The organism is Microlunatus aurantiacus (assembly GCF_039536605.1).
GTDB lineage: Bacteria > Actinomycetota > Actinomycetes > Propionibacteriales > Propionibacteriaceae > Microlunatus > Microlunatus aurantiacus.
In genome coordinates, this window is sequence record NZ_BAAAYX010000002.1 from 356698 (window position 1) to 381298 (window position 24601).

The 24601-nt window shown below is 71.6% G+C and carries 26 protein-coding genes; 16 read left to right on the forward strand and 10 right to left on the reverse strand.

Annotated features, from left to right (window positions below; genetic code table 11):
• Positions 1–141 precede the first annotated feature (141 nt).
• Both ABD714_RS01795 and ABD714_RS01800 read right to left on the reverse strand, forming a co-directional pair.
• Positions 142–1185, reverse strand: a complete 1044-nt coding sequence (locus tag ABD714_RS01795) for a M23 family metallopeptidase (RefSeq protein ID WP_344810545.1) — start codon at positions 1183–1185, stop codon at positions 142–144.
• 202 nt (positions 1186–1387) lie between these two features.
• Positions 1388–2200, reverse strand: coding sequence for an esterase/lipase family protein (locus tag ABD714_RS01800; protein ID WP_344810546.1), 813 nt, complete (start codon positions 2198–2200; stop codon positions 1388–1390).
• Between the two features lie 109 nt (positions 2201–2309).
• Here ABD714_RS01800 and ABD714_RS01805 point away from each other — a divergent pair, with 109 nt between their 5' ends.
• The 4 genes from ABD714_RS01805 (at position 2310) to ABD714_RS01820 (ending at position 5795) form a co-directional block, all read left to right on the forward strand.
• Positions 2310–2795 (forward strand): cobalamin B12-binding domain-containing protein, encoded by a 486-nt coding sequence (locus ABD714_RS01805; protein WP_344810547.1) that lies wholly within the window; start codon positions 2310–2312, stop codon positions 2793–2795.
• A gap of 239 nt (positions 2796–3034) precedes the next feature.
• Entirely contained in the window at positions 3035–4213 is a 1179-nt protein-coding gene (gene sucC / locus ABD714_RS01810) for an ADP-forming succinate--CoA ligase subunit beta (protein ID WP_344810548.1), read from the forward strand.
• A 13-nt stretch (positions 4214–4226) separates the two neighbouring features.
• Positions 4227–5108 (forward strand): succinate--CoA ligase subunit alpha, encoded by an 882-nt coding sequence (sucD, locus tag ABD714_RS01815; RefSeq protein ID WP_344810549.1) that lies wholly within the window; start codon positions 4227–4229, stop codon positions 5106–5108.
• A gap of 147 nt (positions 5109–5255) precedes the next feature.
• Positions 5256–5795, forward strand: a complete 540-nt coding sequence (locus ABD714_RS01820; RefSeq protein WP_344810550.1) for an NUDIX domain-containing protein — start codon at positions 5256–5258, stop codon at positions 5793–5795.
• Positions 5796–5895: 100 nt separating this feature from the next.
• Here ABD714_RS01820 and ABD714_RS01825 read toward each other — a convergent pair whose 3' ends face one another.
• Complete coding sequence (locus ABD714_RS01825; protein WP_344810551.1) at positions 5896–7800, reverse strand: hypothetical protein; 1905 nt, start codon at positions 7798–7800, stop codon at positions 5896–5898.
• Positions 7801–7926: 126 nt separating this feature from the next.
• Here ABD714_RS01825 and ABD714_RS01830 point away from each other — a divergent pair, with 126 nt between their 5' ends.
• From ABD714_RS01830 to ABD714_RS01855, 6 genes are all read left to right on the forward strand, one after another.
• The gene (locus tag ABD714_RS01830) at positions 7927–9483 is read left to right on the forward strand and encodes a cell division protein PerM (RefSeq protein ID WP_344810552.1); all 1557 of its coding nucleotides are present in this window, start codon (positions 7927–7929) and stop codon (positions 9481–9483) included.
• A gap of 29 nt (positions 9484–9512) precedes the next feature.
• Positions 9513–10145: a phosphoribosylglycinamide formyltransferase gene (gene purN / locus ABD714_RS01835; RefSeq protein ID WP_344810553.1), complete on the forward strand. Its 633-nt coding sequence runs from the start codon at positions 9513–9515 to the stop codon at positions 10143–10145.
• Positions 10146–10217: 72 nt separating this feature from the next.
• Positions 10218–11789, forward strand: a complete 1572-nt coding sequence (gene purH / locus ABD714_RS01840; RefSeq protein ID WP_344810554.1) for a bifunctional phosphoribosylaminoimidazolecarboxamide formyltransferase/IMP cyclohydrolase — start codon at positions 10218–10220, stop codon at positions 11787–11789.
• 31 nt (positions 11790–11820) lie between these two features.
• Positions 11821–12705: a bifunctional methylenetetrahydrofolate dehydrogenase/methenyltetrahydrofolate cyclohydrolase gene (locus ABD714_RS01845; RefSeq protein WP_344810555.1), complete on the forward strand. Its 885-nt coding sequence runs from the start codon at positions 11821–11823 to the stop codon at positions 12703–12705.
• Between the two features lie 5 nt (positions 12706–12710).
• Positions 12711–13010: a DUF3017 domain-containing protein gene (locus tag ABD714_RS01850; RefSeq protein WP_344810556.1), complete on the forward strand. Its 300-nt coding sequence runs from the start codon at positions 12711–12713 to the stop codon at positions 13008–13010.
• Between the two features lie 62 nt (positions 13011–13072).
• Positions 13073–14299: an EAL domain-containing protein gene (locus ABD714_RS01855; protein ID WP_344810557.1), complete on the forward strand. Its 1227-nt coding sequence runs from the start codon at positions 13073–13075 to the stop codon at positions 14297–14299.
• A 63-nt stretch (positions 14300–14362) separates the two neighbouring features.
• Here ABD714_RS01855 and ABD714_RS01860 read toward each other — a convergent pair whose 3' ends face one another.
• From ABD714_RS01860 to ABD714_RS01880, 5 genes are all read right to left on the reverse strand, one after another.
• Entirely contained in the window at positions 14363–14707 is a 345-nt protein-coding gene (locus ABD714_RS01860; protein ID WP_344810558.1) for a DUF2000 family protein, read from the reverse strand.
• 142 nt (positions 14708–14849) lie between these two features.
• Positions 14850–15647: an AraC family transcriptional regulator gene (locus tag ABD714_RS01865; RefSeq protein WP_344810559.1), complete on the reverse strand. Its 798-nt coding sequence runs from the start codon at positions 15645–15647 to the stop codon at positions 14850–14852.
• Positions 15648–15737: 90 nt separating this feature from the next.
• Positions 15738–16211, reverse strand: a complete 474-nt coding sequence (locus tag ABD714_RS01870) for a hypothetical protein (protein WP_344810560.1) — start codon at positions 16209–16211, stop codon at positions 15738–15740.
• 88 nt (positions 16212–16299) lie between these two features.
• The gene (locus ABD714_RS01875) at positions 16300–17112 is read right to left on the reverse strand and encodes a hypothetical protein (protein ID WP_344810561.1); all 813 of its coding nucleotides are present in this window, start codon (positions 17110–17112) and stop codon (positions 16300–16302) included.
• Positions 17109–17690: an RNA polymerase sigma factor gene (locus tag ABD714_RS01880; protein ID WP_344810562.1), complete on the reverse strand. Its 582-nt coding sequence runs from the start codon at positions 17688–17690 to the stop codon at positions 17109–17111. The genes ABD714_RS01875 and ABD714_RS01880 overlap by 4 nt, the downstream gene beginning before the upstream one ends.
• A gap of 89 nt (positions 17691–17779) precedes the next feature.
• Between ABD714_RS01880 and ABD714_RS01885 the strand changes: the two genes are divergently transcribed.
• From ABD714_RS01885 to ABD714_RS01895, 3 genes are all read left to right on the forward strand, one after another.
• Complete coding sequence (locus ABD714_RS01885; protein WP_344810563.1) at positions 17780–17989, forward strand: hypothetical protein; 210 nt, start codon at positions 17780–17782, stop codon at positions 17987–17989.
• 154 nt (positions 17990–18143) lie between these two features.
• The gene (locus tag ABD714_RS01890) at positions 18144–19109 is read left to right on the forward strand and encodes a hypothetical protein (RefSeq protein WP_344810564.1); all 966 of its coding nucleotides are present in this window, start codon (positions 18144–18146) and stop codon (positions 19107–19109) included.
• Between the two features lie 263 nt (positions 19110–19372).
• Positions 19373–19996, forward strand: coding sequence for a P-loop nucleotide/nucleoside kinase family protein (locus ABD714_RS01895; RefSeq protein WP_344810565.1), 624 nt, complete (start codon positions 19373–19375; stop codon positions 19994–19996).
• On the opposite strand, the gene ABD714_RS01900 is transcribed toward ABD714_RS01895, so the two are convergent.
• The gene (locus ABD714_RS01900) at positions 19957–20499 is read right to left on the reverse strand and encodes a DinB family protein (RefSeq protein ID WP_344810566.1); all 543 of its coding nucleotides are present in this window, start codon (positions 20497–20499) and stop codon (positions 19957–19959) included. The genes ABD714_RS01895 and ABD714_RS01900 overlap by 40 nt on opposite strands.
• Positions 20500–20665: 166 nt before the next feature.
• On the opposite strand from ABD714_RS01900, the gene ABD714_RS01905 reads away from it, so the two are divergent.
• The 3 genes from ABD714_RS01905 (at position 20666) to ABD714_RS01915 (ending at position 23316) form a co-directional block, all read left to right on the forward strand.
• Positions 20666–21139 carry a hypothetical protein gene (locus ABD714_RS01905; protein ID WP_344810567.1) on the forward strand — a complete coding sequence of 158 codons (474 nt, stop codon included), beginning with the start codon at positions 20666–20668 and terminating at the stop codon, positions 21137–21139.
• A 306-nt stretch (positions 21140–21445) separates the two neighbouring features.
• Entirely contained in the window at positions 21446–22039 is a 594-nt protein-coding gene (locus ABD714_RS01910) for a YdeI/OmpD-associated family protein (RefSeq protein WP_344810568.1), read from the forward strand.
• Positions 22040–22182: 143 nt separating this feature from the next.
• The gene (locus ABD714_RS01915) at positions 22183–23316 is read left to right on the forward strand and encodes an AAA family ATPase (RefSeq protein WP_344810569.1); all 1134 of its coding nucleotides are present in this window, start codon (positions 22183–22185) and stop codon (positions 23314–23316) included.
• A 247-nt stretch (positions 23317–23563) separates the two neighbouring features.
• Here the strand turns inward: ABD714_RS01915 and ABD714_RS01920 are convergent, their stop codons facing one another.
• A complete protein-coding gene (locus tag ABD714_RS01920) occupies positions 23564–24403 on the reverse strand; it encodes a hypothetical protein (RefSeq protein WP_344810570.1) in 840 nt (279 codons plus the stop codon).
• Between the last annotated feature and the right edge of the window lie 198 nt (positions 24404–24601).

A 24601-nucleotide genomic window follows, 5' to 3' on the forward strand; every position in this document is an offset into this window, starting at 1 on the left:
ATCCGGAGCTCGCGGTGTGCCAACCGGTTGTGAGGTCCGCGGGGGACGTCGGGCGGGGAGGATCTCCGGCAGCGGTGACCCGGTGGTCTGCTAGGTGATCGGGCACCCATGGCGATGGGGCTCGGTCCGCCGCTGGCGGTCTCAGTTGACGTCGACGCCGATGGTCCGCAACCACGGGACCGGGTTGACGGCACGGTAGACGTCGCCGTACCGGACCCCGGCGGGGTAGAGCTCGAAGTGGAGGTGCGGCCCGAAGGACCGGCCCGTGCTGCCGACGTACCCGATGGTCTGCCCGGCCTTGACGGACTGCCCGGCGCTGACCGCCATCGAGGACATGTGGGAGGACATCGAGGTCAGCGCACCGGCGTGCCGGATGGCGATGTGGTTGCCGGCCCAGTCGCCGCTGTTGCCGGCGTAGACCACGACACCGTCGGCCACCGCCTTGATCGGGGTGCCGTAGCTGGCCCGGAAGTCCAGACCGGTGTGGTAGCGGGACCAGGAGCCGTACTGACCGAAGTGAGCGCCGATCACGGCACCCGGCACCGGTGAGGCGCTGCCGCCACCGGCCGCGACCGAGACGGACAGGTCCGTGCCGCCGGTCGTCGTGGTGACCGGGTCGGTGGTCTGGATGCCCTGGCGCTCCGTCTCCGCGGCCACCCGCTTGCGGACGGCCTCGGCCAACCGCTCCTGGGCGATCTTCACCGCCGCTTCACGGGTGGCGCGCTGGTTCGTCGCCAGCTCCTGGCTCCGGGCTGCTCCCCCCGCGTCCCGTGCGGCCTGGGTCGCCGCCTCGGCGGACTTGGCGAGCTCCTCGGACCGCTGAGCGGCCCGCTCCTTCACCACGGCCGCCTGCAGTCGGACGCTGCGGGTGGTGTCGACGACCGACAGCGGACGGGTGAAGGCGACCAGAGCCGGATCGGTCGGCAGGGTCTCGCTCGGCTGCGCGGCCGGGGTGCCCGGGACGGTGCCGCCGCCCGCTGTGCTGCCCGGGGCCGTGCCGCCGGCCAGGACGGCGCCGGCCGGGTCGGTCTGGACGGTGGTGGCGGCGGGAGCCGGCGCGGCCATCGGCTCGGCGCTGGTGGTCAGCGAGACGGACCCGGCGACCGCGAGCCCGAGAGCGGAGATGGCGAGCGCGGCGAGACCGTGGGAGAACCAACCACGGCGCTCAGCCTGCTGCGATGCCACTCGGCTCGCTCCCCTCATCGGATCCCCTGGAGACGCCTGCGGTCGGTCCCGTGGATGTGACGAAGATAACGGACTGATAACCAAAGCTCAAACCGTCGGTCCGCCCCCGAGGACCACGCAACGCGCGAGGTCCAGCGTACCCGCCGGCGGTGGCAGTCCGCAGGTCTCGGAGCAGACTCCTCGGGCGCCGACAGCGCTCCGGTCAGTCGACCAGCGAGCCGGCCACGGTGGTCTCGTGCGGGTCGAGCCCCACCCGCTCGTCGAGGTGGGCCAGGGCGGCGGCGATCTGGAAGGCGATGCCGCCGTCGTTGGTCAACGACATGTGTCCGATGCCGTGGACCGCGACGTTGCGGGCCCGCAGGTCCGGGTGGTCGATCCGGGCGTTCCGGCTCGGGAGGATGAGCTGGTCCAGGTCGCTGTGGAAGGCGATGAACCGGGTGTCGCAGTCCGGGGCCGGCTCGTCGAGCTCGGCGATCAGGTCGGAGTCGGGCCGCAGCTGCCGGATCAGGGGGAGCAGCGAGCCGGCGCGGGCCAGGGCCGTGCCCCGGTGCGGCGTGCCGAGGGTGACCACTGTGTGCACCCGCTCGTGACCGCCCATCCGCTGGACGTAGTAGCGGGTGATCAGACCGCCGAGGCTGTGCCCGATGACGTGGACCTTCTCGTAGCCGGATTCCGCGACCAGCTTCTCGATAGCCGTGGCGAGGTCCTCGGCGGTGGCGCGGACGTCGCTGGTCAAGACGCCGTAGTCGAACGAGGAGAGGTCGGTGAAGCCCCGACGCCGCAGCGCGCGCTCCAGCGAGGAGAAGATCGTGTGGTTGTCCACGATCCCGTGGACCAGGAGGATGGGCGTGGCGGCTGCGTCGACGGCATAGTGCACCAGACCGCGCTGCTGGGGGCTCAGCCCGCCGAGCGTGTGCCGATCGGCCTTCGCGCTCGGCTCGGTCAGCAACCCGAGCGGGTACGCCATCAGGTGCGCGGTCACCCAGCCGGCTTCGCGGGCCATCCCCGTGGCCATCCGGGGCACGTCGCGCGTCAGGACGCGTGAAATGCCTCCGATGGCGGGTCCGAGCACGCAAGAAGATTACCTCTCTCACCCGCCGATCCGGGGTCGATATGCTCGGGGCGTGCCTACCGACGCCGGTGCGGAACCGTCAGGACCCGATCAGGGCGCTGCCGGACGTCGAGGCGAGGACGAGACCCCGGTCGCCGTGCGGCCACTGCGGATCGTGGTGGCCAAGCCGGGTCTGGACGGCCACGATCGCGGGGCGAAGGTGGTCGCCCGTGCCCTGCGCGACGCCGGGATGGAGGTCATCTACACCGGTCTGCACCAGACGCCCGAGCAGATCGTGGCCACGGCACTCGCCGAGGACGCCGACGCGGTCGGGCTGTCCGTGCTGTCCGGGGCTCATCTCACCCTGTTCCGCCGGGTCGTCGACCAGCTGGCCGAGGCGGAGGCGTCCGACATCGTCGTCTTCGGGGGCGGCATCATCCCGGCGGCCGATCGTGCGGAGCTGGCGGAGATGGGGGTCGCGCACGTGTTCACCCCCGGGGCGACCATGGCCGACATCGTGGCCTGGGTGCGGCAGAACGTGAGCAGCGCCGACCGCTAGGGCCCAGTGGTCCGCAGGTCCGGTGCCCAGGCACGCGCCTCGCTGCGTTCTCCTCGGTCGCGATGCGACTGGGCATCCCTCCCTCGTCGGCCCGGCGATCGACGCACCTGGACACCGGACGCCCACGACGGACGTCCGGCCGCAACCACTAGGCTCAGGCCCGAACGCCAGCGACGACGCCCTCGTGCCGCGCCCTGGAACGGGTCGCACGGGGCGTACACGGACATGGAGGCCAGAGAGTGGATCTGTACGAGTACCAGGCGAGAGACGTCTTCGAGAAACACGGGGTCCCCGTGCTGCGCGGCATCACCGCCGTGACCCCGGAGGAGGCGTCGGCCGCGGCGGCGGAGATCGGCAGCCCGGTCGTGGTGGTCAAGGCACAGGTCAAGACCGGAGGTCGTGGCAAGGCCGGTGGCGTCAAGGTGGCCAGGTCGCCGGAGGAGGCGGCCGACAAGGCCCGCGAGATCCTCGGCCTCGACATCAAGGGCCACGTGGTGCAGAAGGTGATGATCGCCGAAGGGGCGAACATCGCCGAGGAGTACTACTTCTCCCTGCTGCTCGACCGTGCGAACCGCAGCTACCTCGCCATGTGCTCGAAGGAGGGCGGCATGGAGATCGAGCAGCTCGCCGTCGAGCGGCCCGAGGCGCTGGCCCGCGTTCCCGTCGACCCGAACATCGGCATCGACCAGGCCAAGGCCGACGAGATCGTCGCCGCGGCCGGGTTCGACGGTGACGACGCGGTCGAGATCGCCCGCGTGCTGCAGCTCCTCGGCAAGGTCTACGAGGGCGAGGACGCCACCCTGGTCGAGGTCAACCCGCTGGTGAAGACCGCCGAGGGCAGGATCGTCGCCCTCGACGGCAAGGTGTCGCTGGACGAGAACGCCGAGTTCCGGCACGCCGACCACGCCGAGCTGGCCGACAAGTCCGCGGAGGACCCGCTGGAGGCCGCGGCCAAGGCCAAGGGCCTCAACTACGTGAAGCTCGACGGCAGCGTCGGCATCATCGGCAACGGCGCGGGTCTGGTGATGAGCACGCTGGACGTGGTGGCGTACGCGGGTGAGGAGTTCGCCGGGTCGCCGAAGCCCGCCAACTTCCTCGACATCGGCGGCGGCGCCAGCGCGGAGGTGATGGCCAACGGCCTGGAGATCATCATCAGCGACGAGCAGGTGAAGAGCGTGTTCGTCAACGTGTTCGGCGGCATCACCGCGTGCGACGCGGTGGCCAACGGCATCGTCCAGGCCTTCGAGCTGCTGGGTGCCAAGGACGAGCACGTGGACGTCCCCCTGGTCGTCCGGCTGGACGGCAACAACGCCGAGCTGGGTCGTCAGATCCTCACCGACGCGGCCCTGCCGGGGCTCGAACAGGTGGACACGATGGACGGAGCGGCCCGCCGGGCCGCCGAGCTGGCTGCAGGCTGAAGGGCGAACTGACATGGCGATCTTTCTGAATTCCGAGTCCAAGGTCATCGTCCAGGGGATGACCGGCTCCGAGGGCCGCAAGCACACCCAGCGGATGCTCACCTCCGGCACCAACGTCGTCGGCGGGGTCACGCCCGGCAAGGGCGGTCAGCAGGTCGAGTTCGAGCAGGGCTCGGTGCCCGTGTTCAACTCGGTCGGCGAGGCCATCGAGGCCACCGGTGCCAATGTCACCGTGATCTTCGTCCCGGCCAAGTTCACCAAGGGCGCGGTGGTCGAGGCGATCGAGGCCGAGATCGGCCTGGCCGTGGTGATCACCGAGGGTGTCCCGGTCAAGGACAGCGCCGAGTTCTTCACCCTGTCCCAGGGATCGAAGACCCGGCTGATCGGCCCGAACTGCCCCGGTCTGATCTCGCCCGGACAGTCCAACGCCGGGATCATCCCCGCCGACATCACCAAGGCCGGCCGGATCGGTCTGGTGTCCAAGTCGGGCACGCTGACCTACCAGATGATGTACGAGCTGCGCGACATCGGCTTCTCGTCCGCCGTCGGCATCGGTGGCGACCCGGTCATCGGCACCACCCACATCGACGCGCTGCAGGCCTTCCAGGACGACCCCGACACCGACGCGATCGTGATGATCGGCGAGATCGGGGGCGACGCCGAGGAGCGGGCGGCCGAGTACATCAAGGCCAACGTGACCAAGCCGGTGGTCGGCTACGTGGCGGGCTTCACCGCCCCCGAGGGCAAGACCATGGGCCACGCCGGCGCCATCGTGTCCGGCTCGTCGGGCACCGCGGCGGCCAAGCAGGAGGCCCTCGAGGCCGCCGGGGTGAAGGTCGGCAAGACACCGAGCGAGACCGCCGAGCTGATGCGGCAGCTGATGACGCGCGGCTGACGCCCGCAGGACGACAGGCACGACCTCGCTGACGCCCCCTTTCGCTCGCCGACGCCCCCGCTGCCTGGGGTGCGTCGCGTGGTGAAAGGGGGCGTCAGCGGGTTCTCGGGCACTCCAGGACCCCAGGACAGAGGGAGAGGGACGCCGGTGGCTCACTGGCAGACGCTGCGGAGCCGGATCGCGTACGAGAACCCGTGGATCCGCGTCCGCGAGGACGCGGTGCTGCGACCCGACGGCCAGCCGGGCACCTACGGCGTGGTCGAGGTCCGCTCGCCCGCCGTCTTCGTGGTCCCGGTCACCGAGGCGGACGAGGTCGTGTTGATCGACGTGCAGCGCTACACCGTCGGACGGTCGTTGGAGGTGCCGGCGGGTGGCACCGACGGCGAGGACACCCTGGTCGCGGCCTGCCGCGAGCTGCGGGAGGAGACCGGGCTCGCCGCCGACTCCCTGGTCGACCTGGGTCCGGTCCACTCGCTGAACGGGGTCAGCAACGCTCCGGGGCAGGTGGTGCTGGCCACCGGGCTGCACCGGGTCGACGGGGCGGAGCAGACCGTCGAGGGCATCACCGGCCTCCGTACGGTGCCGTTGACCGAGCTGCCCGGGCTGCTGGCCTCCGGACAGATCACCGACAACGAGTCCCTGGCCGCCCTGCTGCTGGCCCTGGTGCGGCTCGGTCGCGTCCGCTGACCGGTTCGTCGCTCGCACCGCGGGCACCGGTCGACCGGCACCCACCGGACCACGCAGCCCCCAACCCGGCGCGGCAGCCGGTTCTCCGGGATGACGTCGGTCAGTTGACCTGGCTGGCGCGCTGACCGGCGCGCAGGGTGATCACGTCGAACTGGTCGTCGGTCACGTCGGTGTCAGCCTGCGGGTTCAGGAACAGGAAGGCGACCTTCGGGCCGGCCGCGACGATGCCCACCCGGTACTTCGTGGTCGCCGCATCGGCTTTCTGGCTGACCTCGGTGGTCCATCCGGTGACGTCGACGCTCTTCGCTCCCGGACCGGAGACGTCGGTCAGCGAACCGACGGTGGCGGTCAGCTGCCGCTTGCTGCAGTCCTTCCAGTCGTCCCGGACCTTCTCGGCCAGCTTCGTGGCGGCCTTGTCGCTCTCGGCGGTGATCACCACCTCGTCCAGCCCGAAGCGGCTGCTGCTGTCCGAGAGCAGGTAGGTCCGGTGGCTGCGGGACTCGGCCTCGACCTCGGACCAGTCCACGGTCTCGCAACCGCTCCCGCGCAGCAGGTCGGGATCCGGCTCACCGGGCGTCGTCCCCGCCCACCGGGCCAGGTCCGGGCCGATCGGGGGCAGGTCGCCCGAGGCCAGGAAGCCCGGCTGGTCGCCACCCAACGGCGGCGGGCCGTCCATCGCCTCCGGCTCGTCGGAGCAGGCCCCGCCGGCCGCCTGGCACTGGGTGTCGACCACGGCACCGGCGACCTCGGCCACCCGCTTGGCCGTGACGGCCTTGTCCGGCTTGGCCACGTCGATCACGTCGAGGATCCGACCGGTCCGGGTCAGCGCCACCGTCCGGAACTCGGTGGTGCTGCCGTCGAGCACCTGGACGGTCACCCCGACGGCCTGGTCGCCGACCCCACCGATCAGGTGACCTTCGTAGATCCAGCCGCCGGTCATCGCGCAGTCGCCCAACGACCGGGCGGCGTACGCGTACGCCTGCGCAGCCTCCTCCGTCGTCGGGTAGGACGTCGCCTGGTGCAGCGCCGCCGGCGCGTCCGCGCCGTTGCTGCTCAGCAGCCGCAGGACCGTCTGCTGGGGGGTGGGTGCGCCCTCGGTCGCCTCGGTGGCCAGGCAGGCCGGGTGGTTGGGGGAGTCCGCCGAGGTGCCGCGCTGGGTGAGAGCGACCTTCCAGGTGCGCTTGCTGTCGATAGTCCCGGCCTGCGACGGCGACAACATCAAGGCGTCGGTGATCAGGGCGGTGCCGGCGGGATCCGACGGGTTGGTGCCGGGGCTGGCTCCGGGATCGGTCGGGCCGGCGGTCGTGGAGGGACCGGGGGCCGCGATGGGTTGGCGTGTGGTCGTGATGATCGCGTAGCCGGCGACCAGACCGAGGATGGCGACCACGGCCACGGCCCCGACCAGCAGCAGCAGCCGGCGACGGTCCGCCTTGGGGTCGATCTCGAGGTCGTCCTCGTCGTCCACCTCCTCGGTGCGGTGCCGCACCCGTCCGCCGCCGGCGGTGCGGGGCAGCAGCGTGGTCTCGTCGGAGTCCCGGGTGGCCTGGGCGCGCTTGCGCTCCCGGGCCCGGCTCAGGATGGTCGTCTCGTCGGACCGGTCCGGTGCCGCCGACTCCGGAGGGGTCTCGGAGCCGGACGCGGTCGTCTCGTCGCGGTAGAGCGGCGGGGGTGCGTCGTCGTCGTCGGTGGTGGGACTGGTGCCCTCGGCGCCGTCAGCGTGGTCGGGAACGTCCGGGTCCGGGTCGTCGGAGACACCGGCGTCCGCGTCCTCGGGAACAACCGCTTCCGGGTCGTCGGAGCCGACTGCGTCGGGGTCGTCGGTGCTGACCGGGTCAGGACCCGGCCCGCCTGCACCCGGCTCGCCGTCGTCGGCTTCGGGGGTGTCCGTCGCCGCGGTCGACGTGCTGTCGTCGCTGTCCTCGCTCGGGGTCGTCGGCTCCCTGTCGTCGACCGGTTCGGCGCGCCACGCGCGTCGCGGCCGGTACGCCGGGGGCTCGTCAGACATGTGGACTCCTGCTCGCTGGCCTAGCGGTCCGCGACCCGCGCAGTACCGCACAAACACGATGACTTTACCCGGCGTGGGCGTGTCCGGAGGGGTCGCGAGGACGCTCTGGGTGAGCATGGGAGCGCTATGGCTTCCTTGCTGTCACCGCGCCGGGATCGCGGCGACATCGCTCTCGCCGCGACCGAGCCGACCGTCGTCCTCGGGTCCGGAGAGCGCCCCGAGCTCCCCACCGTCGCCTGGTTGGGTCTGGCCGCCGGTGCCGGTGTGCTCAGCGCCGTCTGCGGCTGGGTCCTGGTCACCGGCCTGGTGGTGGTGGCCTGGCTCGCGGCCGAGCCGGGGACCCTGACCCAGGCGCTCGGCGTCGGCACCCAGCTGTGGCTGCTGGCCAACGGCGGCGGAGCCACCCTCGGTGCCGCGTCGGTCACCCTGATCCCGTGGACCGTGACCCTGCTGGTGGCGTGGGTGATCTCGCGCGCGGCGGGGTACGCGGCCCGGCTCGGCAGCGCGGAGTCGCCGACCGTGATCCCGATGGTGTGCATCGTCACGACGCTCGGCTACCTGGTGCCGTTGCTCGCCGTCGGTCTGCTGGCGGGCGGTCCGATGGCGGCGCTGCGTGCCGGGACGGTGATGCTCGTCGTCGTGGCGGCGTCGGCCGCCTGGGGCTGTTGCCGGGCCCGGGACAGCTGGCCGACCGACACCTGGCCCTCCTGGTCGCGGGCCATCCCCCGGGCCGTCGCCGCAGCGCTGCTGTTGATGATCGCCGGCGGGGCGGCGGTGCTGGCCACCGGGCTGGCGGCCAACCGTGAGCGACTGACGACCATGATCGACAGCCTCGACGCGGGGGTCGTCGGCAACGTGGTCCTGTTGGTGGGTCAGCTCGCCTACGCCCCGAACGCCGTCGTGTGGGCGGCGTCGTACGCCATCGGCCCCGGCTTCACCCTGGGCAACGGCTCGCTGGTGTCTCCCGCGGCCACCGAGCTCGGTCTGCTGCCGTCCATCCCGCTGCTGACCGCCGTGCCCGATGTGGGACCCGGGGGGGTGTCGCACCTGTGGTGGCTGGCCCTGGGGGTGGCGGCGGGTGCCGTCGCCGCCACCTTGGTGGTGCTGGCCCGCCCCACCGCGCGGTTCGACGAGACCACGCTGGTCGGTGGACTCTCCGGGGTCCTCACCGGTGTCGCGTTCGCCGGAGTCGCCTGGTTGTCCAGCGGGGACCTCGGCAGGGACCTGCTGTCCGGGCTCGGCCCCCAGCTGCTGCCGGTGCTGGTGATGGCCACCTCGACCATGGGGCTGTCCGGGGCGATCTGCGGGCTGGTGCTGGGTCTGTGGCGGCGCCCCCGGCGGAACCGGTCCCGGCGCGGCGCCGACACCGAGACGAACACCACCGACACCGAGACGAACACCACCGACACCGACACCGACGCCACGAGCACCGCCCGCACCGACACCGACAGCGGTGTCGGCGGTGGCACGGGTGCCGCCGCCGAGGACACCGAGGTCATCGACGCCCGGGTGCCGGGGGCCGGCGGCGAGCCCGGTGCCGGCGGCACCACCGACGACGCCGACGACGGCGACGAGCTGACCGCACCGGTCACGCGGCGGCGGTCCCCGGCTCCCACCGGGTCTCGCCCGGGATCGCGTACGCCGATCGACGGAGCCGACGAGCCGACGCAGCAGATCGGCTGAGACCAGCGGTCCGGTCGCGGCTCGGTAGGGTGGCGCCCGTGCCCTCCCACCTCGCCGGTCCCGCACGCCTGGTCGTGCTCGTGTCCGGTTCGGGGACCCTGCTGCAGGCCCTGCTCGACGCGTGCGCCGACCCCGCGTACGGAGCCCAGGTGGTGGCCGTCGGGGCGGACCGGGACGGTATCGCCGGTCTCGACCGGGCCGCCGACCACCAGGTGCCGAGCTTCGTCCACCCGTACGTCAAGGGCAGCGACCGGGACGCGTGGGACGCCGCGCTCACCGAGCGGGTGTCCGAGCACCGTCCGGATCTGGTGGTCAGCGCCGGCTTCATGAAGCTCCTCGGACCGGCCTTCCTGACGACGTTCGGTGGCCGGGTCATCAACACCCACCCGGCCCTGCTGCCGTCCTTCCCCGGGATGCACGGACCCCGGGACGCCCTGGCGTACGGGGTGAAGGTGACCGGCGCCAGCGTGTTCCTGGTGGACTCCGGGGTGGACACCGGCGCCATCCTGGACCAGGCGGCGGTGCCGGTCGAGGACGACGACACCGTTGAGAGCCTGCACGAGCGGATCAAGGTCGTGGAGCGCCGGCTGCTGGTGGAGACGACCCATCGACTGGCCACCCGGACCTGGCGGGCCGACGGCCGCCGGGTCCGTTGGACCTGACCGCACCACCCTGACCGCACCACCCCGACCCCCATCCCGAACTCACCCGATCACCGACAGGACGAGACACCCATGAGCACGACGGACAACGACCGGCGACCGATCAAGCGCGCGCTGATCTCGGTCTACGACAAGACCGGGCTGGTGGAGCTCGGACTGACGCTGGCCGGTTCCGGCGTCGAGATCGTCTCCACCGGTTCGACCGCCCGGACCCTGGCCGAGGCGGGCGTCCCGGTCATCCAGGTGGAGCAGCTGACCGGTTTCCCCGAGTGCCTGGACGGTCGGGTCAAGACCCTGCACCCGTTCGTGCACGCCGGGCTGCTGGCCGACACACGCCTCGAGTCGCACCGGGCCCAGCTGGACGAGCTGGGCATCGCGCCGTTCGACCTGCTGGTGTCCAACCTCTACCCGTTCGTCGACACGGTGATGGCCGGCGCCGGTCAGGACGAGACCATCGAGCAGATCGACATCGGCGGGCCCTCGATGGTCCGCGGGGCGGCCAAGAACCACGCCTCGGTCGCCGTGGTCACCTCACCCGACCAGTACGGCCGGCTGCAGTCGGCGCTGGCCCACGGCGGGTTCACTCTCGCCGAGCGCCAGGGGCTGGCCGCCGCGGCGTTCGTGCACACCGCCACCTACGACATCGCCGTGGCGTCCTGGATGGGCAACGTCGTCACCGACACCAGCGACGGCACCGGCTTCCCGCGCTGGGTGGGGAGCAGCTGGGACAAGGGCGCCGTGCTGCGCTACGGGGAGAACCCGCACCAGCGGGCGGCGCTCTACGTCGACGGCGCCTTCCCGGGTGGGCTCGCGACCGCGTCGCAGCTGCACGGCAAGGAGATGTCCTACAACAACTACGTCGACACCGACGCCGCGCGGCGGGCCGCCTACGACTTCGACGCCCCGGCCGTGGCCATCATCAAGCACGCCAACCCGTGCGGCATCGCCGTGGGGTCCGACATCGCCGAGGCCCACGCCCGGGCGCACGCCTGCGACCCGGTGTCCGCCTTCGGTGGCGTGATCGCCACCAACCGGCCGGTCAGCGTGGCGATGGCCCGGCAGGTCGCCGAGGTCTTCACCGAGGTGATCGCGGCGCCGGCGTACGAGGACGGCGCGGTCGAGGTGCTGCAGGCCAAGAAGAACATCCGCATCCTGGTCGTCGACCCCGCCGAACGTGGCGGGATCGAGACTCGGGGGATCTCCGGCGGGATGCTGATGCAGGCCGTCGACACCGTCGACGCCGACCACGACGCGGCCGACCACTGGCAGCTCGTCTCCGGGGAGCCCGCGTCGGCGGAGGTGCTGGCGGACCTCGAGTTCGCCTGGCGCGCCTGCCGCGCGGTCAAGTCCAACGCCATCCTGCTGGCCCACGACGGCGCCTCGGTCGGGGTCGGCATGGGGCAGGTCAACCGGGTCGACTCCTGCCGGCTGGCGGTCGAGCGCGCCGGGACCCGGGCAGCCGGCTCGGTTGCCGCCTCGGACGCGTTCTTCCCCTTCGCCGACGGCCCGCAGATCCTGATCGACGCCGGCGTCGCCGCGATCGTCCAGCCGGGGGGGTCGGTCCGTGACGCCGAGGTGATCGAAGCCGCGCAGGCCGCGGGCGTCACGATGTACCTGACCGGCGCCCGCCACTTCTACCACTGAGCCGCGACGAACCCAGGCAGGACAGACACACATGACCGCACAGCTGTTGGACGGCAAGGCCCTCGCGGCCACCATCAAGGCCGACCTGACCGAGCGCGTCCGGGCCCTGGCCGCCCAGGGCGTCACACCCGGTCTGGGCACCGTGCTGGTCGGCGACGACCCGGGCAGCAAGGCGTACGTGGCGGGCAAGCACCGCGACTGCGCCCAGGTCGGGATCGCGTCGCTGGCCGTCGAGCTGCCCGCCTCGGTGAGCGAGGCGGAGCTCGACGACGAGATCGCCCGGCTGAACGCCGACCCGGCCTGCACCGGCTACATCGTCCAGCTGCCCCTGCCCGGGGGGCTGGACGAGAACAGGGCCCTGGGTCTGATCGACCCCGACAAGGACGCCGACGGACTGCACCCGGTGAACCTGGGCAAGCTGGTGCTCGGTGACCCGGCCCCGCTGCCGTGCACACCGCGCGGCATCGTGGAGCTGCTGCGTCGCAACGGGATCGCGTTGAGCGGTGCCGAGGTGTGTGTGATCGGACGTGGCACCACTGTCGGTCGACCGCTCGGCCTGCTGCTGACCCGCAAGAGCGAGAACGCCACGGTGACCCTGTGCCACACCGGCACCGTCGACGTCGCCGCGCACACCCGGACCGCCGACATCATCGTGGCCGCGGCCGGACGCCCCGGCCTGATCACCGGTGACATGGTCAAGCCCGGCGCGGTCTGCGTCGACGTCGGCATCACCCGGACCGACGCGGGGCTGGCGGGCGACCTGGACGCCAGCGTCCGGGAGGTCGCCTCCTGGGTGGCTCCGGTGCCGGGCGGGGTCGGTCCGATGACGCGGGCGATGCTGCTCACCAACGTGGTCGAGCGGGCCGAGGCCCTGGCGTCCGTCCGAGGGCCCCGGTCGTCTCTCCCGGGAATCTGAGTCCCGTGGCCACGCGCGACGCCGGACCGGCGAGCCGCAGCACCCGGCTGTGGCCGCTGCTCGTGGTGCTGATCGGGGTGGTCCTCGGTCTCGTCATCGCGGTCCTCGGTGCGCAGACCTGGCGGCTCGGCTGCCTGGTGATCGGGACCTCGCTGCTGGTCGGTGCGGTCATCCGGGGCGCGTTGCCCGGACGGGACGCGGGTCTGCTCCAGGTGCGCAGCCGACCCTTCGACATCACCGTGCTCACCCTCGGCGGGATCGCCGTCATCGCTTTGTCGATCGTGGTCCCGGGCCGACCTGGCTGAGAGCGGAGCCGACGCGCCGCGACCGTCGCCGACCTGATCCGACCCGTGTGGTCTGATCGAGCATGGACGCCGCCGGGACCCCGCTCGATCGCCTGGTGCGCCGACTCCCGGGACTGGCGGCCGTGTGTCTGGGCACCGGCTTCGGCAGCGTCCGGCTCGAGCAGGCTGCAGGGGTGGTCGTGCGGACCTCGCCGCGGCCGGTGCCCGACGGGCTGACCGGGGCCGTGGCGGAGCTGGACGCCGTCGTCTGGGCCAGGGGCCTGCCGCACGTGGTCGAGGACCTGTCCGCGGAACCTGCCACGAGCGATCCGGCGGCGAGCACGCGCCCGTCGCAGGGCGGGGGCCGGCGGGGCACGTACGCCGGTGTGCCGGTCCGGGTGGGCGGCCGGGTCGTGGGTGTGCTGAGCGTCGCCGACCCCGCGAGCCGACAGCTCGGTCCGTCGCAGGTACGGATCCTGATCGAGCTGGCCCGGTTGCTGGCCGAGCAGCTCCAACCCGGTGGTGACGCGGCGAGGGTGGGCGTCCCGGACGAGGCCGTGGCGGAGATCGCCGCTGCGGTGGCCGCGGGAGAGATACGCCCCTGGTACCAGCCGGTCATGGACCTCGGCACCGACCGGATGACCGGCGTGGAGGCGCTCGCCCGGTGGCACCGGCCGTCCGGGAGAGTGGAGGGCCCGGCGAGCTTCCTGCCGCTGGCCGAGCGCAGCGAGCTGGTGCTGGACATCGACCGTGCCGTGATGGCCCGCGCCTTCGCCGATCTCGCCGGGTGGCAGCAGCTGCGACCCGACTTCCGGGTCAGCGTGAACCTGTCGGGCCGCCACCTGGACCGGCCCGACACCTTGAGCATGGTCGAGGCGGCGGTATCCGCGGCCGGGATCTCGGCGGCGTCGGTGGACCTGGAGATCACCGAGACGGCCCGGCCGGACGACCTGCGGACCAGCCTGGTGCTGCTGACCGGCTTCCGCGACCGGGGTTACACCGTCTGGTTCGACGACTTCGGCTCAGGCTGGTCGGCCCTGCAGGACCTGATCCGGCTACCGGTGGGCGGGATCAAGCTGGATCGTTCCTTCGCCGAGCAGCTGGGCACGCCGGTCGACGACGCCATCGTGGGCGCGTTGGCCTCGGCCGCGGCCCAGGTCGGACTCAAGGTGACGATCGAGGGCATCCAGACCCCGCTCCAGCTCGACCGGGCTCGGGCGCTGGGCTGCCACTTCGCCCAGGGCTACCTCTGGTCACCGCCGATCTCGCCGGACGAGGTCACCACGAGGTTGAACGCGGCCCGCGCCTGAGTGCCGGACCGTGGCCCCCGGGACGCGGCCCACCTCCCCGACCGCCGGGCGCCACCGTGCGGCTCAGCGGTGCAGCCGGGCACCTTTGATGATCTTGTCCAGCGGGGTCTTCGGTCCGTGCAGCCCGATGCCGACCAGATCGAGGTGCTCGGCCCGTACCGCGCGGACCGCGGCACGGTTGGCGGCGTCGTGACCGGTCGCGAACATCTCCCGGGTGTACACGGCCAGCGACAGGTCTCGCTGCAGGGCCTTGGTTCGCGCGGTGCCCAGCGTCGCGGCGTCGGCTTCGAAGATGAGCACCGGCACTCCCAGCAGCGGCAAATAACGAAGACCATCGGCGTCCTCGTAGGCCTCTCCGACGAGCTCGGGGTGTGCCGCCGTGATGCCGCTGATCAGGAAGGCGGTCACGTTGAGCCGTTGCCACGCCTCGAGGCGTTCCGCACGACGACAGCGATCTTGTCCACGAACGGCGGGGTCAGGGGTTCATCGTTCACCGGGACAGTGGATCGTGTCGCCGGGCCGGCGGTCTTGTACGCCGTTGATCAGCCCATCAGGTGTGCGCCCGGTACCGACCAGGGGTGGTGGAGAGCAGCCGCTGGAAGTGCCGGGCGAGATGCGCCTGGTCGTAGAAGCCGGTGGCCAGGGCGACCTCGGCGGGTGGTTGTCCCGCCAGCAGCCGGTGGCGGGCCAGATCGAGGCGACGACCCAGGAGGTACCGGTGCGGCGGGAGGCCGAAGGAGCGCGCGAAGGAACGCACCAGGTGTGCCGTGCTCACACCCAGTGCCTCCGCCAGGTCGGCGATCCGGGTGACCGCTGACGGGTCGGCATCGAGGATCTCCCGCGCCCGGTGCGCCACCCCCCTCGGCTCGGGCTGGGTCGGCACCGGGGGCCGACCGGACAGGTGCCAGGTCAAGCGCTCGACCACCAGGGCGAGCAGGCTCTCGGCGTGCAGGTCCTCGCCGCGCACCAGGGCCCGATCGAGGTCGGAGGTCACCAGACGCAAGGTCTCGTCCAGGATGAGCGGGGTGTCCACCGTGGGGCCGATCGCCGACGGCGGGAGCACGGTCTCCTCGAGGTACACGACCCGCTTGCGGAACCCGCGGGACGTGGACGGGGCGCCGTCGTGCACGACGTGGGGCGGCAGCAGGGTGATCCCCTGGCGGGGGACGGCCGCGTGCCCGTGGCGATCGAGCTCGTAACCGATCAGGCCGTCGTCGACCAGGAGCAGGGTCCAGGTGTCGTGGGTGTGCGCGGGATAGGTGTGCGCCCGCCACTGCGCCTGGAGCACCTCGGCCACCCCCGCCACGCGGGGCCGCCAGGCCTGGACGCGGTCGGTGTCGCCCGTCATACCAGGCATCCTGGCACCGTCGGTGCGTGATGCTCAGCAGTGGACGTCGTCGGCTGCGGTCGCTTCCGTGGGGGCCACGACGCCGACTGACTACCTCGGTGCCCCCTCGGCGTTGATCACCGTCACGGGGACGTGGAACTTCCGCTGGATCTGGTGCGGGATGTCCAGACCGAGCCAGCGCGAGATGCCCTTCGGGAGCGTGGACAGCACCACCTCGTCGAAGGCCTTGCGTCCCAGGACCTCGGCGATGGCCTTGGCCGGGTTGGCGTCACCCACCTCGCCGTCCACCGTCGCGCCGAGCGCGCGGAGATCGCTCAGCCCACGCTCCAGACGGGTGCGGGCGTTCTCCCAGTCGTCCACGCTGTCGCCTCCACCGGACCCTCGGACACCCGAACCCGCCGTGGCGATCTCGTCCGCCATCCGCGACCCGGCGTGGACCCGTTGCGGGGTAGCGGGCACGAGCAGCGTGATCTGGCAGTCACCAGCGGCGATCCGGTCCTGGACGAAGCGAGACACCTCGGCGCTGGAGAGCGTCTTGTTGGCCACGAGCAGCAAACGCACCATGATCGACCCCCTCTCACGATGGTGGCACACACCGACCGGAAAAGCGCCCCCGCGGCGAGACGCTTCTGGACCTGGGTGGGACAGACTCTCAGCCGGGCATCGTGACGATCGTGCCGTCGATCATCGTGACCTCCAAGGTGGGGGCCCCGGCCACCTCGGGGTTGCGGGGGGAGGTGTCACCGCCGGGCCACCAGGCGGCGAAGCGGCCGTGGTGCACCGACGCCGTGACCCGCATCCCGGTCGCGGTGACGACTGCCACGCTCTGCACCTCGGAACCCACCCGCCCCTCGATCAGGAGGAACAGTCCCTCGTCGGTGGCGGAGGCCGTCGAGGTCGAGACCTCGACCTGCCGAGGTGCTACCGGGTCGGTGAGCGCATCACCCGATCCGCCCGCGTACATGCGACGATCGGCCGACGACGGCAACGTGCCGACCAGGTCCTCCGGCATCAGGCACGAGACCTCGTCGGTGGCCGAGGTCGTGATCAAGACGTAGATCCACGGACCACGGCGGTCAGCGATCAACGGCTCCACCGCGGACGTGACCACCTCGCCCTGGTGCGCGAGGCAGCTGCGGGTGGCCTCCGCCGCCTCGTGCAGGGGCAGAGCGGTGGGCACCGGGGTCCAGTCCGCGTAGGCGGGCTGTCCGCCCACCATCGCGGCCACGGCCACGACGGCGGCCGCAATGGCCAGGGCACCGGCCGGGATGGCGACCAGGCGCCGTCGCGCCCGTCGGGTGAGCGGGAGCGGACGTACGACCACGTCCGCTGGCTCCGTGACGTCGACGGCGACGATCCGGGCGAGAGTGGATTCGTAGCGTTCCGCCGACACCGCCACGTCGCGAGCAGGATCGAGGGAGGCGAGGGCGGCATCGGTGCGGGCATCGATCAGGGGCTTGGTCATCGCGTTCTCCGGGCGGTCTGTCGCTGGTGGATGGGCTGACCGGACCCCGGCCTCGGTGAGTCGTCCAGGTGTCGTCGCAACGCCCGGCGGGCACGCGACAGACGGAGCCTGAACGCCACTGCGCTGATGCCGACCACGGTCGCCGCCTGCGCGGTGGACAACCCGTCCCAGGCGATCAGAGCGATCGCCTCCTGGTCGGTGGTGGAGAGCCGGGGCCAGGCCACCGCGAGGTCGAGGCGCCGAGTGAGCACCTCGGTGTCGGCGTCGGTGTCGACCTGTCGGGGAAGGTCCTCGGCGATGCGCACCGCCAACGCCTCGTAGCGCCGGCGACCTCGGCTGCTGTTCTGCAGCGTGAGGCGGGCGACCCCGAGCAACCAGGCCTTCGCCTCCCCGGGGCTTGCCGGGATCTCGTGAAGACGTCGCCAGGCCACGGTGAACACGTCAGCGGTGACGTCCTCGGCGTGACTGGGATGGGCCCGGCGCAGGATGAAGCGCTGGACGTCGGAGTAGGTCGACGCGTAGAGCTCGCGAAAACGCGTCTCCCGGTCGGTGTCGGTGGCCGGCGCTTCGGTGCCCATGCTCCCTAGATGTCCGGACGACGGTGAGGTGTGTCAGGCCGATCGTGCCAGCCTCCGAGGGGACCCCGCGTGCGACTAGCCTGCGCAGCATGGCGCGGCTGGGGGGTGGAGCGCAGACCGGTAGAGCTGCGCGGGCCCGACGGAGCACGCTCGGTCTCACGGGCGCGCTCGGCGTGGCCTCGGTGGTGCTCGCGCTGCGCGCCGCGGTGCACGGGTTCTGGCTGGACCTGGCCGTCTTCCTGGTCGTGTTCGTCACCATGGTGTGCCTCATGGTCACGCTGCTGCGGCGGAGGTCCTGACCCGCCGGACCTCACCGCGCTGACGTACTCGGTGGCGACAGCTTCCGTTGCGACGACGACGACGCCGCCGTCGGCTGCCGGTTCGCAACCGAGCAGCGGTCCCGGGCGTAGGTAGGGCAGCGGGACCATCGGTGGTCCCGGAAGGAGGGCTCCCATGTTTCATCGACGAGTGCTCGCCGCACTGGCGGCGACAGCACTGGCCCTGGCTGCTGCGCCGGCCTCAGCGGTCGCCGCGCCCCAGACCCAGCGCTACCGGATGGTCGACCTGGGCACGCTGGGCGGCGCCAGCAGCTATGCGGTGGCCAGCAACGATCGGGGGGCGGTCATCGGGCGGTCCCAGGTCCGGGAGGACGTCTGGCACGCCTTCGTCTGGCAGGACGGCGTGATGACCGATCTCGGTGCGACCTTCTCACCCATGGACATCAACAACCGCGGCCAGATCGTGGGCACCCGGGATGACGCCCCCGGCGGGTGGTTGTGGTCCAACGGGCGGTTCATCCCCGCCGGTGACCTCAGTTCCGCGAAGGCGATCAACGACCGGGGTGAGGTCCTCGGTCAGCGCCCGGCGGACGGGAACGGGCCGGACCGGCCGGCCCTGTGGTGGCGTGGCCGCACGCGCGACGTTCCGCTGGACGACGTCTCCGACCTCAACAGCCGGCGGCAGGTGGCCGGCGGTCAGCTGGTCAGCGACGGGTTCCACGCCAGCGTGTGGCGGCCCGGGCGGGGTGTGACCGATCTCAGCGCGGCCGCCTTCAACCGAAGCAACACGTACCGGATCAACGAGGGCGGGGACGTGATCGGCTGGATCTTCAACGAGAGCCAGCAGGAGCGCGCCGTGCGGTGGCGCGGAGAGCGCCGGACCGACCTCGGCACGCTGGGGGGAGAGGCCAGCCATGCGGTGGCGATCAACGACGCTGGGGAGATCTTGATGACTGCGCAGCTTCCGAGCGGGCTCTCCCACCCGGCGTTGTGGCGGACGGGACGGCTCACCGACCTGAGCGAGCTCGGTGTGGACCCCGACGGCGATCTCGTGGATCTCAACAACGAGGGTGAGATCACCGGCAGCATCCGGCCCGCCGAGGGAGTTGCCCGCGCGGTGGTCTACCGCCCGGTCCGCTGACCTCGCGCACGACGACTCGGCCAGATCACTCGCATGCTGTCGGGGCGCACCACCTCGGCTCACCATCCCGACTGGTTCCAGCGTCACCTCGACCTTCGGGGCTTCGAACGGCCCGTCATCTCCTGAGCGGAGTCCCGCCGGCTGGCCAGCGGCGACCGACGTGCGGAACGACCTCGTCGCTGTCCTCGCTGTGTACTCGGCAGCGCGTGCTCAGCAGGGCGTACGACAACCCGCCGGTCGCCGGTCGAGGCTACTGTTCGACGGTGAGCAGCCGACCTGCCCGACCTCGCTGCGTCCTGCTGGCCGGGAGCTCGGGAACAGGGAAGACCACGCTCTGCCGGGTCGGTCACGCCGCCATGCTGGCGGCGTGGGGTCACCCTGCGGCTGCCGTCGACCTGGACTCGTTGTACGGGGCCGTCGATCCGCTCTGGGAGCTTCCCTACAGCGACGAACGGAACGCCATGGTCCTCGATCAGGCGGTCGCGTGGGTGCGGTCTCTGGTCCAGCACGGCTGGCGCACCGTCATCGTGACCGGGAACAGCGTCTTCGATCCGCGGGACACGGCGCCGGTGGTCGCAGCGCTGGGGGACATGTCCGTGCACCACGTGACCCTGCAGGTGCGGGAGGACGTGATCCTCGCTCGCTGCGCAGCTCAACCGGACCGGGATCCGGTTGCGCTGGCCGCCGACCTCCGGCCGGCGAATCGGCTCCGGCACCCCGGAACCGCACTGTTGGAGAGCAGTGATCTCGACGTCGACGAGACCTTGCACGCTCTCGTCTCGCTGGTGGACAGGGGCGCGGGACTGCTGGGCACCACGGGGGGTAACCCCGCCGCAGCGGACACCCCTCAACCAGGGGACGCGTGCGGATCTCGGCGCCGGGGGTAGAGGTCGCGGAGGAGAGCGATCTCGGCGCCGTGGTGCACCTGCTCGTCGAGCAGGATGCGTACGACCTCGCCGGCGGTTCTCGGATCGCCCAGGTGGCTGGGTCGGGGTTCGGCGAGATCAGCGTCGGTCGCACTCCGCAGCCAGTCGCTGACGGGCCGGCGACTGCTGTGCCAGTCCTGCAAGGCTTCTCTGGCGGTGCTGGGAACCTCGAGATCAGGGAAGGTCCGCGCTCGGGGACCGAAGGCGTACTCCCAGTAGATCTCGTTGTCGGCGATGAGGTGCACGAGTCGCCAACTGATCGACGTGACCGGCGCCGGCGGCGGTGGCGCGAAGTCGTAGTCGTAGGTCCAGCGGCCCGGTCGTTCCGGGTCAGGCCTGACGGTCCACGCGTCAGCGGCCGGGGGCCAGAGATACTCCTCATCGGTCAGACCCTCGCAGCGTCGGGCCAGCCGGTTCGCCGACTCCTCCCACGAGGTTCTCAGCAGCTCGGTGGCGATGCCCATGGTGAGACGGTAGCGACAGCACATCCTGGCTTCACAGTGCGGCAACGCCTTCGAGGACCAGGCAGAGCCGTCCGGCGGTTCCGGGGGTGATCCCGTGACGTTCTACGCTCTCGGCACCGCCTGGTCGGGACCTCCTCGGCCGAGACCAACCGCGAGGAGCACCCACGTGCGCACACCTGCCCGCAGGACCCTGCGCCTGTCCCTCGCCGTCGGCGTCGCCCTCCTGGGACTGACGGCGCCGGCGGCCTCCTCCGCCCCTGGATCGGCGGGCTACCTGACGATGTGGCAGAACGACAGCTACGAGGGCCAGCAGGAGGCGCGGAAGTCGTACGACGACGACCTGCACAACGATTCCTGCTCGGGCTGCGACGCCGGCCCGGGCGGCAACTTCGGTGACGACATGTCGAGCTTCGACAACAACACGGCCTACTGGTGGACGTTCCGGGTGGACCGTAGGGCGTACCAGACCGTCGACGACGACGTCTTCTGCGTCCGGCCGCACAGCCGCGACGCCGACCTCGGCAACAACGGCGTGGCCAACCTCGAGGACGAGATCTCTCGGGTCCGCCGTGAGGGCCGGACCAAGCCGAACATCCCGCGGTGCTCGGACCGCTACCACACCATCGGGAACACCTACTGACCCAGGACGGGCACGTTCCCACGCCTTGAAGGAGCGGGGGAGTCCCCGTGCCGGTCACGCTCCGCCCGGACCGGCAGGCACCCCAGGGGCGACGAGGGTGCTGGTGCCGCACGGAGATCGACGGGGCCGGTCCGCCGGTCCCTCTGCCCGCGGCCCTGGCGGCGGGTTGACCCTGCCGCGGGGCTGATGGTCGTCTCCTGCTCGAGGAGGGGGCACAGCGCCGAGGCGCTCGCGGAGTGGCTTCGCCACCCGGACGCGCGACCACTCACAGGCTGAGTGTCGGCGGTCGCGGTTAGCGTGAGTCGCATGGCAACCGTGCTGCCCGAGCTGCTCGTGACCGACCCGGACGCCCTGCGGGCGTGGCTCGAAGAGCACCACACGACGTCGCCCGGCGTGCGGCTCGTGCTGACCAAGAAGGGCGGGACGGACACCACGATCACGTGGGCGAGCGCAGTCGAGGAGCTGCTCTGCTTCGGCTGGATCGACGGCCAGGCCGGCAAGCGCGACGACGACACCTACACCGTGCGCGTCACCCCGCGCCGGCCCAGAGGCAACTGGTCGCAGCGCAACGTCGCGCTCGTGGCGACGCTCGAGGAGCAGGGCCGGATGACCGACGCCGGGCGCGCCGCGGTCGATGCCGCGCGCGCCGACGGGCGGTGGGACGCGGCCTATGCCGGTCCGGCGACCCGTCAGGCGCCCGCCGACCTGGCCGCGGCGATCGCGGCGGAGCCGGAGGCGCAGGCGATGTTCGACGTGCTCACGAGCGCCAACCGGTTCGCGCTGATCCATCGCGTCGAGAGCATGAAGCGCGTTGAGAGTCGGGCTCGCAAGATCAGCGAGATGGTGGAGATGCTGAAGCGCGGCGAGACGCTCTACCCACAGAAGGCGGGACGCCCTTGAGCGTTGATCACCACGAGCGCCGCGAAGCAGGTCCTCCACGTACGGCGTCGGAAGGCTGGGATTCGGGTGCCGGAGGGCGGTCTGATCGCACCGGGTGAGAGGGAACAGGAGAGCTGGACGGAGGCGACTGCGAGGATGCGAGCGTGATCTCGACCCTGTCGGTGGCCGGCTACCGGTCGTTGCGTGAGCTTCGGTTGGTCCTGGGTCGGTTGACTGTGGTGACGGGTCCGAACGGGTCGGGCAAGTCGTCGTTGTACCGCTCCCTGCGGCTGCTCGCGGACTGCGCGCAAGGCGGGGTGGTGAGCTCGTTGGCCCGGGAGGGCGGTTCGCCGTCCGTGTTGTGGGCGGGTCCGGAGGGGCGGGGGGTCCGACGGAGGAGCCCCGTGAGTCTGCGGGTCGGGTATGCCGGCGATGGTTTCGGGTACCTCGCTGACCTGGGTCTGCCGGGTGGAGATGCTGCGCGCTCGGCCTTCACGCTGGACCCTGAGATCAAGCGAGAGCTGGTCTGGGCCGGCCCTGTGCTGCGGCCGGCGACGACACTGCTCCAGCGGCGTGGCCCCTTGGTGCAGGTGCGGGGGGACGACGGCGGTTTCGAGGCGTTGGTGGCCGACCTCGAGGGTTTCGAGTCAGCGTTGGCCGTGGCCGGAGACCCGGTTCGAACCCCGGAGGTGCTGGCCGTCCGGGACCAGATCCGCAGCTGGCGGTTCTACGACACCTTCCGCACCGACCCCGGCGCCCCCGCTCGCGCGGTGCAGATCGGAACCCGCACGCTAGCTCTGGCCGATGACGGCAGCGACCTGGCCGCTGCTCTGCAGACCATCGCGGAGATCGGCGTCGTCGATGACCTCGACGCCTGTGTCGACGACGCGTTCCCGGGCAGTCGCCTCCGCGTCAGCTCCGAGGGTGGCCGGTTCGACGTCGCGGTCCACCAGCCCGGGTTGCTACGGCCTCTGCGGGCCGCTGAGCTGTCCGATGGAACCTTGCGCTATCTGTTGTGGGTGGCTGCCCTGCTCAGCCCGCGTCCTGGCGAACTGATCGTGTGCAACGAGCCGGAGACCGGCCTCCATCGCAGCCTGCTCCCGGCGCTGGCCGGGCTCATCACCCGGGCGGCTCTCCGGACCCAGATCGTCGTCGTCACCCACGACGCCCAGCTGTCCGACCTGCTGGAGGACGAGGCTGACACCACCACCATCAGACTGGTGAAGCGGGAGGGTGAAACCCGGATCCTCGGATCAGAGGCCCTCGACGGGCCACCGTGGACGTGGGGCACACGCTGAGACGGCTAGTCCGGAGCAACCGTCCTCGGCGCCATCGAATCTGTTCTGACCGAGTCTCGCCGAGGTGATCACACCGTCTTTCGCACGCGCCGTTGCCACGGCCACGACCGATGGGGCCGCGATACCCCGTGAGCTGGCCCGATGGGCCGACGACTGCGTCACCTGCTCCTCGAGTTCGGGACCCGGGGCTACCTTGCGCCCTGACGGGAGGGTTGTCAGAGACGTAGGCGCGGTAGGTACTGGCGAGTCAGGGGGCGGCGTGCCTGTCGGGATCGTGGGGCGGCCGTGTCTCGATGCGCTGGTCCCTGCGTGCGGAGTCGGTGGGAGCGTCCCGGTGGCCGATCGTGATCAGCGCGATCGCCAGGACCAGGCTCAGCGCCGTGGCGGCGGTGAAGGAGACCCAGATCGGCAGGCGGTCGAGGGTGACGGCGAGCACGAAGCAGAACAGGGCGAAACCGTCCAGCCCGGGCACGATCCCGCGGAGCAGACCCACGAGTCCCACCCGCCCGGTCTGCGCGGCGGCGAACGCGCAGACCACACTCAACGCGATCGGGAACGGGGCAAGCACGCCGGACAGCTCAGGGCCTACCCACTCGGCGGCCTTGGTGACGGTGAGCACGAGTACAGCTGTCGCCACCGCTCGCGCCGGCAGGTCCCACCGCGGCAGCCGGGTCGCGACGACCGGGTCGTTCCGCTGCCTGCGCAACAGATGCTGCACACCGTGCAGCGCGAGGATGGCGGCGACCAGCGCCACCCAGGCCGGTACCTGCATCTGCGTCAGCCCGAGATCGGTGAGGAGCACCCCAGCCCAGGCGATCAACATCGCCGCCCACCACGGCACCCGATCCACGGCCACGATGAGCGCGAGGGCGAACACGGCCAGGGCCACGTTGCCGGCCGTGGCGAAGGTGGCTGCCTGGGCGGCGAAGGTCCCACCATGCTCGAGGGCGATGATCAGCAGGATCGGTCCCGCCACGATCGGCAGGGTGACCAGGATCCCGCCGAAGCGCGGACCCCACCGGCGGGCGGCCAGCGACGTCAGCACAACCAGCGCCGGAGCGAGCAGCATCTTCAACGCCAAGAGCACATCCGTAGTCTGACGGGTCGCTCACCGATCTTTCCCCGTCGAAGGTCACGGGCTCGTCACGCCGCCCCAAGCGGGTCGGCACCAGCACGTCATCGCGCGCGTCGATGCAGTCGAGTCATCCTGTGGCCGCAGCCGGGCTCGCGGCGGTCCTCCGACAGCGGTCCTCGTGCGGGAAGCCCGCAGATGGCGGATGTCACC

What these genes read in the sequence shown, in the direction of transcription:
- ABD714_RS01800 (WP_344810546.1), bottom strand. Translation starts at nt 2,200, where the DNA reads ATGGCCACGGGGATGGCCCGCGAAGCCGGCTGGGTGACCGCGCACCTG.
- sucD (WP_344810549.1), top strand. Translation starts at nt 4,227, where the DNA reads ATGGCGATCTTTCTGAATTCCGAGTCCAAGGTCATCGTCCAGGGGATG.
- ABD714_RS01825 (WP_344810551.1), bottom strand. Translation starts at nt 7,800, where the DNA reads ATGTCTGACGAGCCCCCGGCGTACCGGCCGCGACGCGCGTGGCGCGCC.
- ABD714_RS01830 (WP_344810552.1), top strand. Translation starts at nt 7,927, where the DNA reads ATGGCTTCCTTGCTGTCACCGCGCCGGGATCGCGGCGACATCGCTCTC.
- purH (WP_344810554.1), top strand. Translation starts at nt 10,218, where the DNA reads ATGAGCACGACGGACAACGACCGGCGACCGATCAAGCGCGCGCTGATC.
- ABD714_RS01845 (WP_344810555.1), top strand. Translation starts at nt 11,821, where the DNA reads ATGACCGCACAGCTGTTGGACGGCAAGGCCCTCGCGGCCACCATCAAG.
- ABD714_RS01855 (WP_344810557.1), top strand. Translation starts at nt 13,073, where the DNA reads ATGGACGCCGCCGGGACCCCGCTCGATCGCCTGGTGCGCCGACTCCCG.
- ABD714_RS01865 (WP_344810559.1), bottom strand. Translation starts at nt 15,647, where the DNA reads ATGACGGGCGACACCGACCGCGTCCAGGCCTGGCGGCCCCGCGTGGCG.
- ABD714_RS01870 (WP_344810560.1), bottom strand. Translation starts at nt 16,211, where the DNA reads ATGGTGCGTTTGCTGCTCGTGGCCAACAAGACGCTCTCCAGCGCCGAG.
- ABD714_RS01875 (WP_344810561.1), bottom strand. Translation starts at nt 17,112, where the DNA reads ATGACCAAGCCCCTGATCGATGCCCGCACCGATGCCGCCCTCGCCTCC.
- ABD714_RS01880 (WP_344810562.1), bottom strand. Translation starts at nt 17,690, where the DNA reads ATGGGCACCGAAGCGCCGGCCACCGACACCGACCGGGAGACGCGTTTT.
- ABD714_RS01885 (WP_344810563.1), top strand. Translation starts at nt 17,780, where the DNA reads ATGGCGCGGCTGGGGGGTGGAGCGCAGACCGGTAGAGCTGCGCGGGCC.
- ABD714_RS01890 (WP_344810564.1), top strand. Translation starts at nt 18,144, where the DNA reads ATGTTTCATCGACGAGTGCTCGCCGCACTGGCGGCGACAGCACTGGCC.
- ABD714_RS01900 (WP_344810566.1), bottom strand. Translation starts at nt 20,499, where the DNA reads ATGGGCATCGCCACCGAGCTGCTGAGAACCTCGTGGGAGGAGTCGGCG.
- ABD714_RS01910 (WP_344810568.1), top strand. Translation starts at nt 21,446, where the DNA reads ATGGCAACCGTGCTGCCCGAGCTGCTCGTGACCGACCCGGACGCCCTG.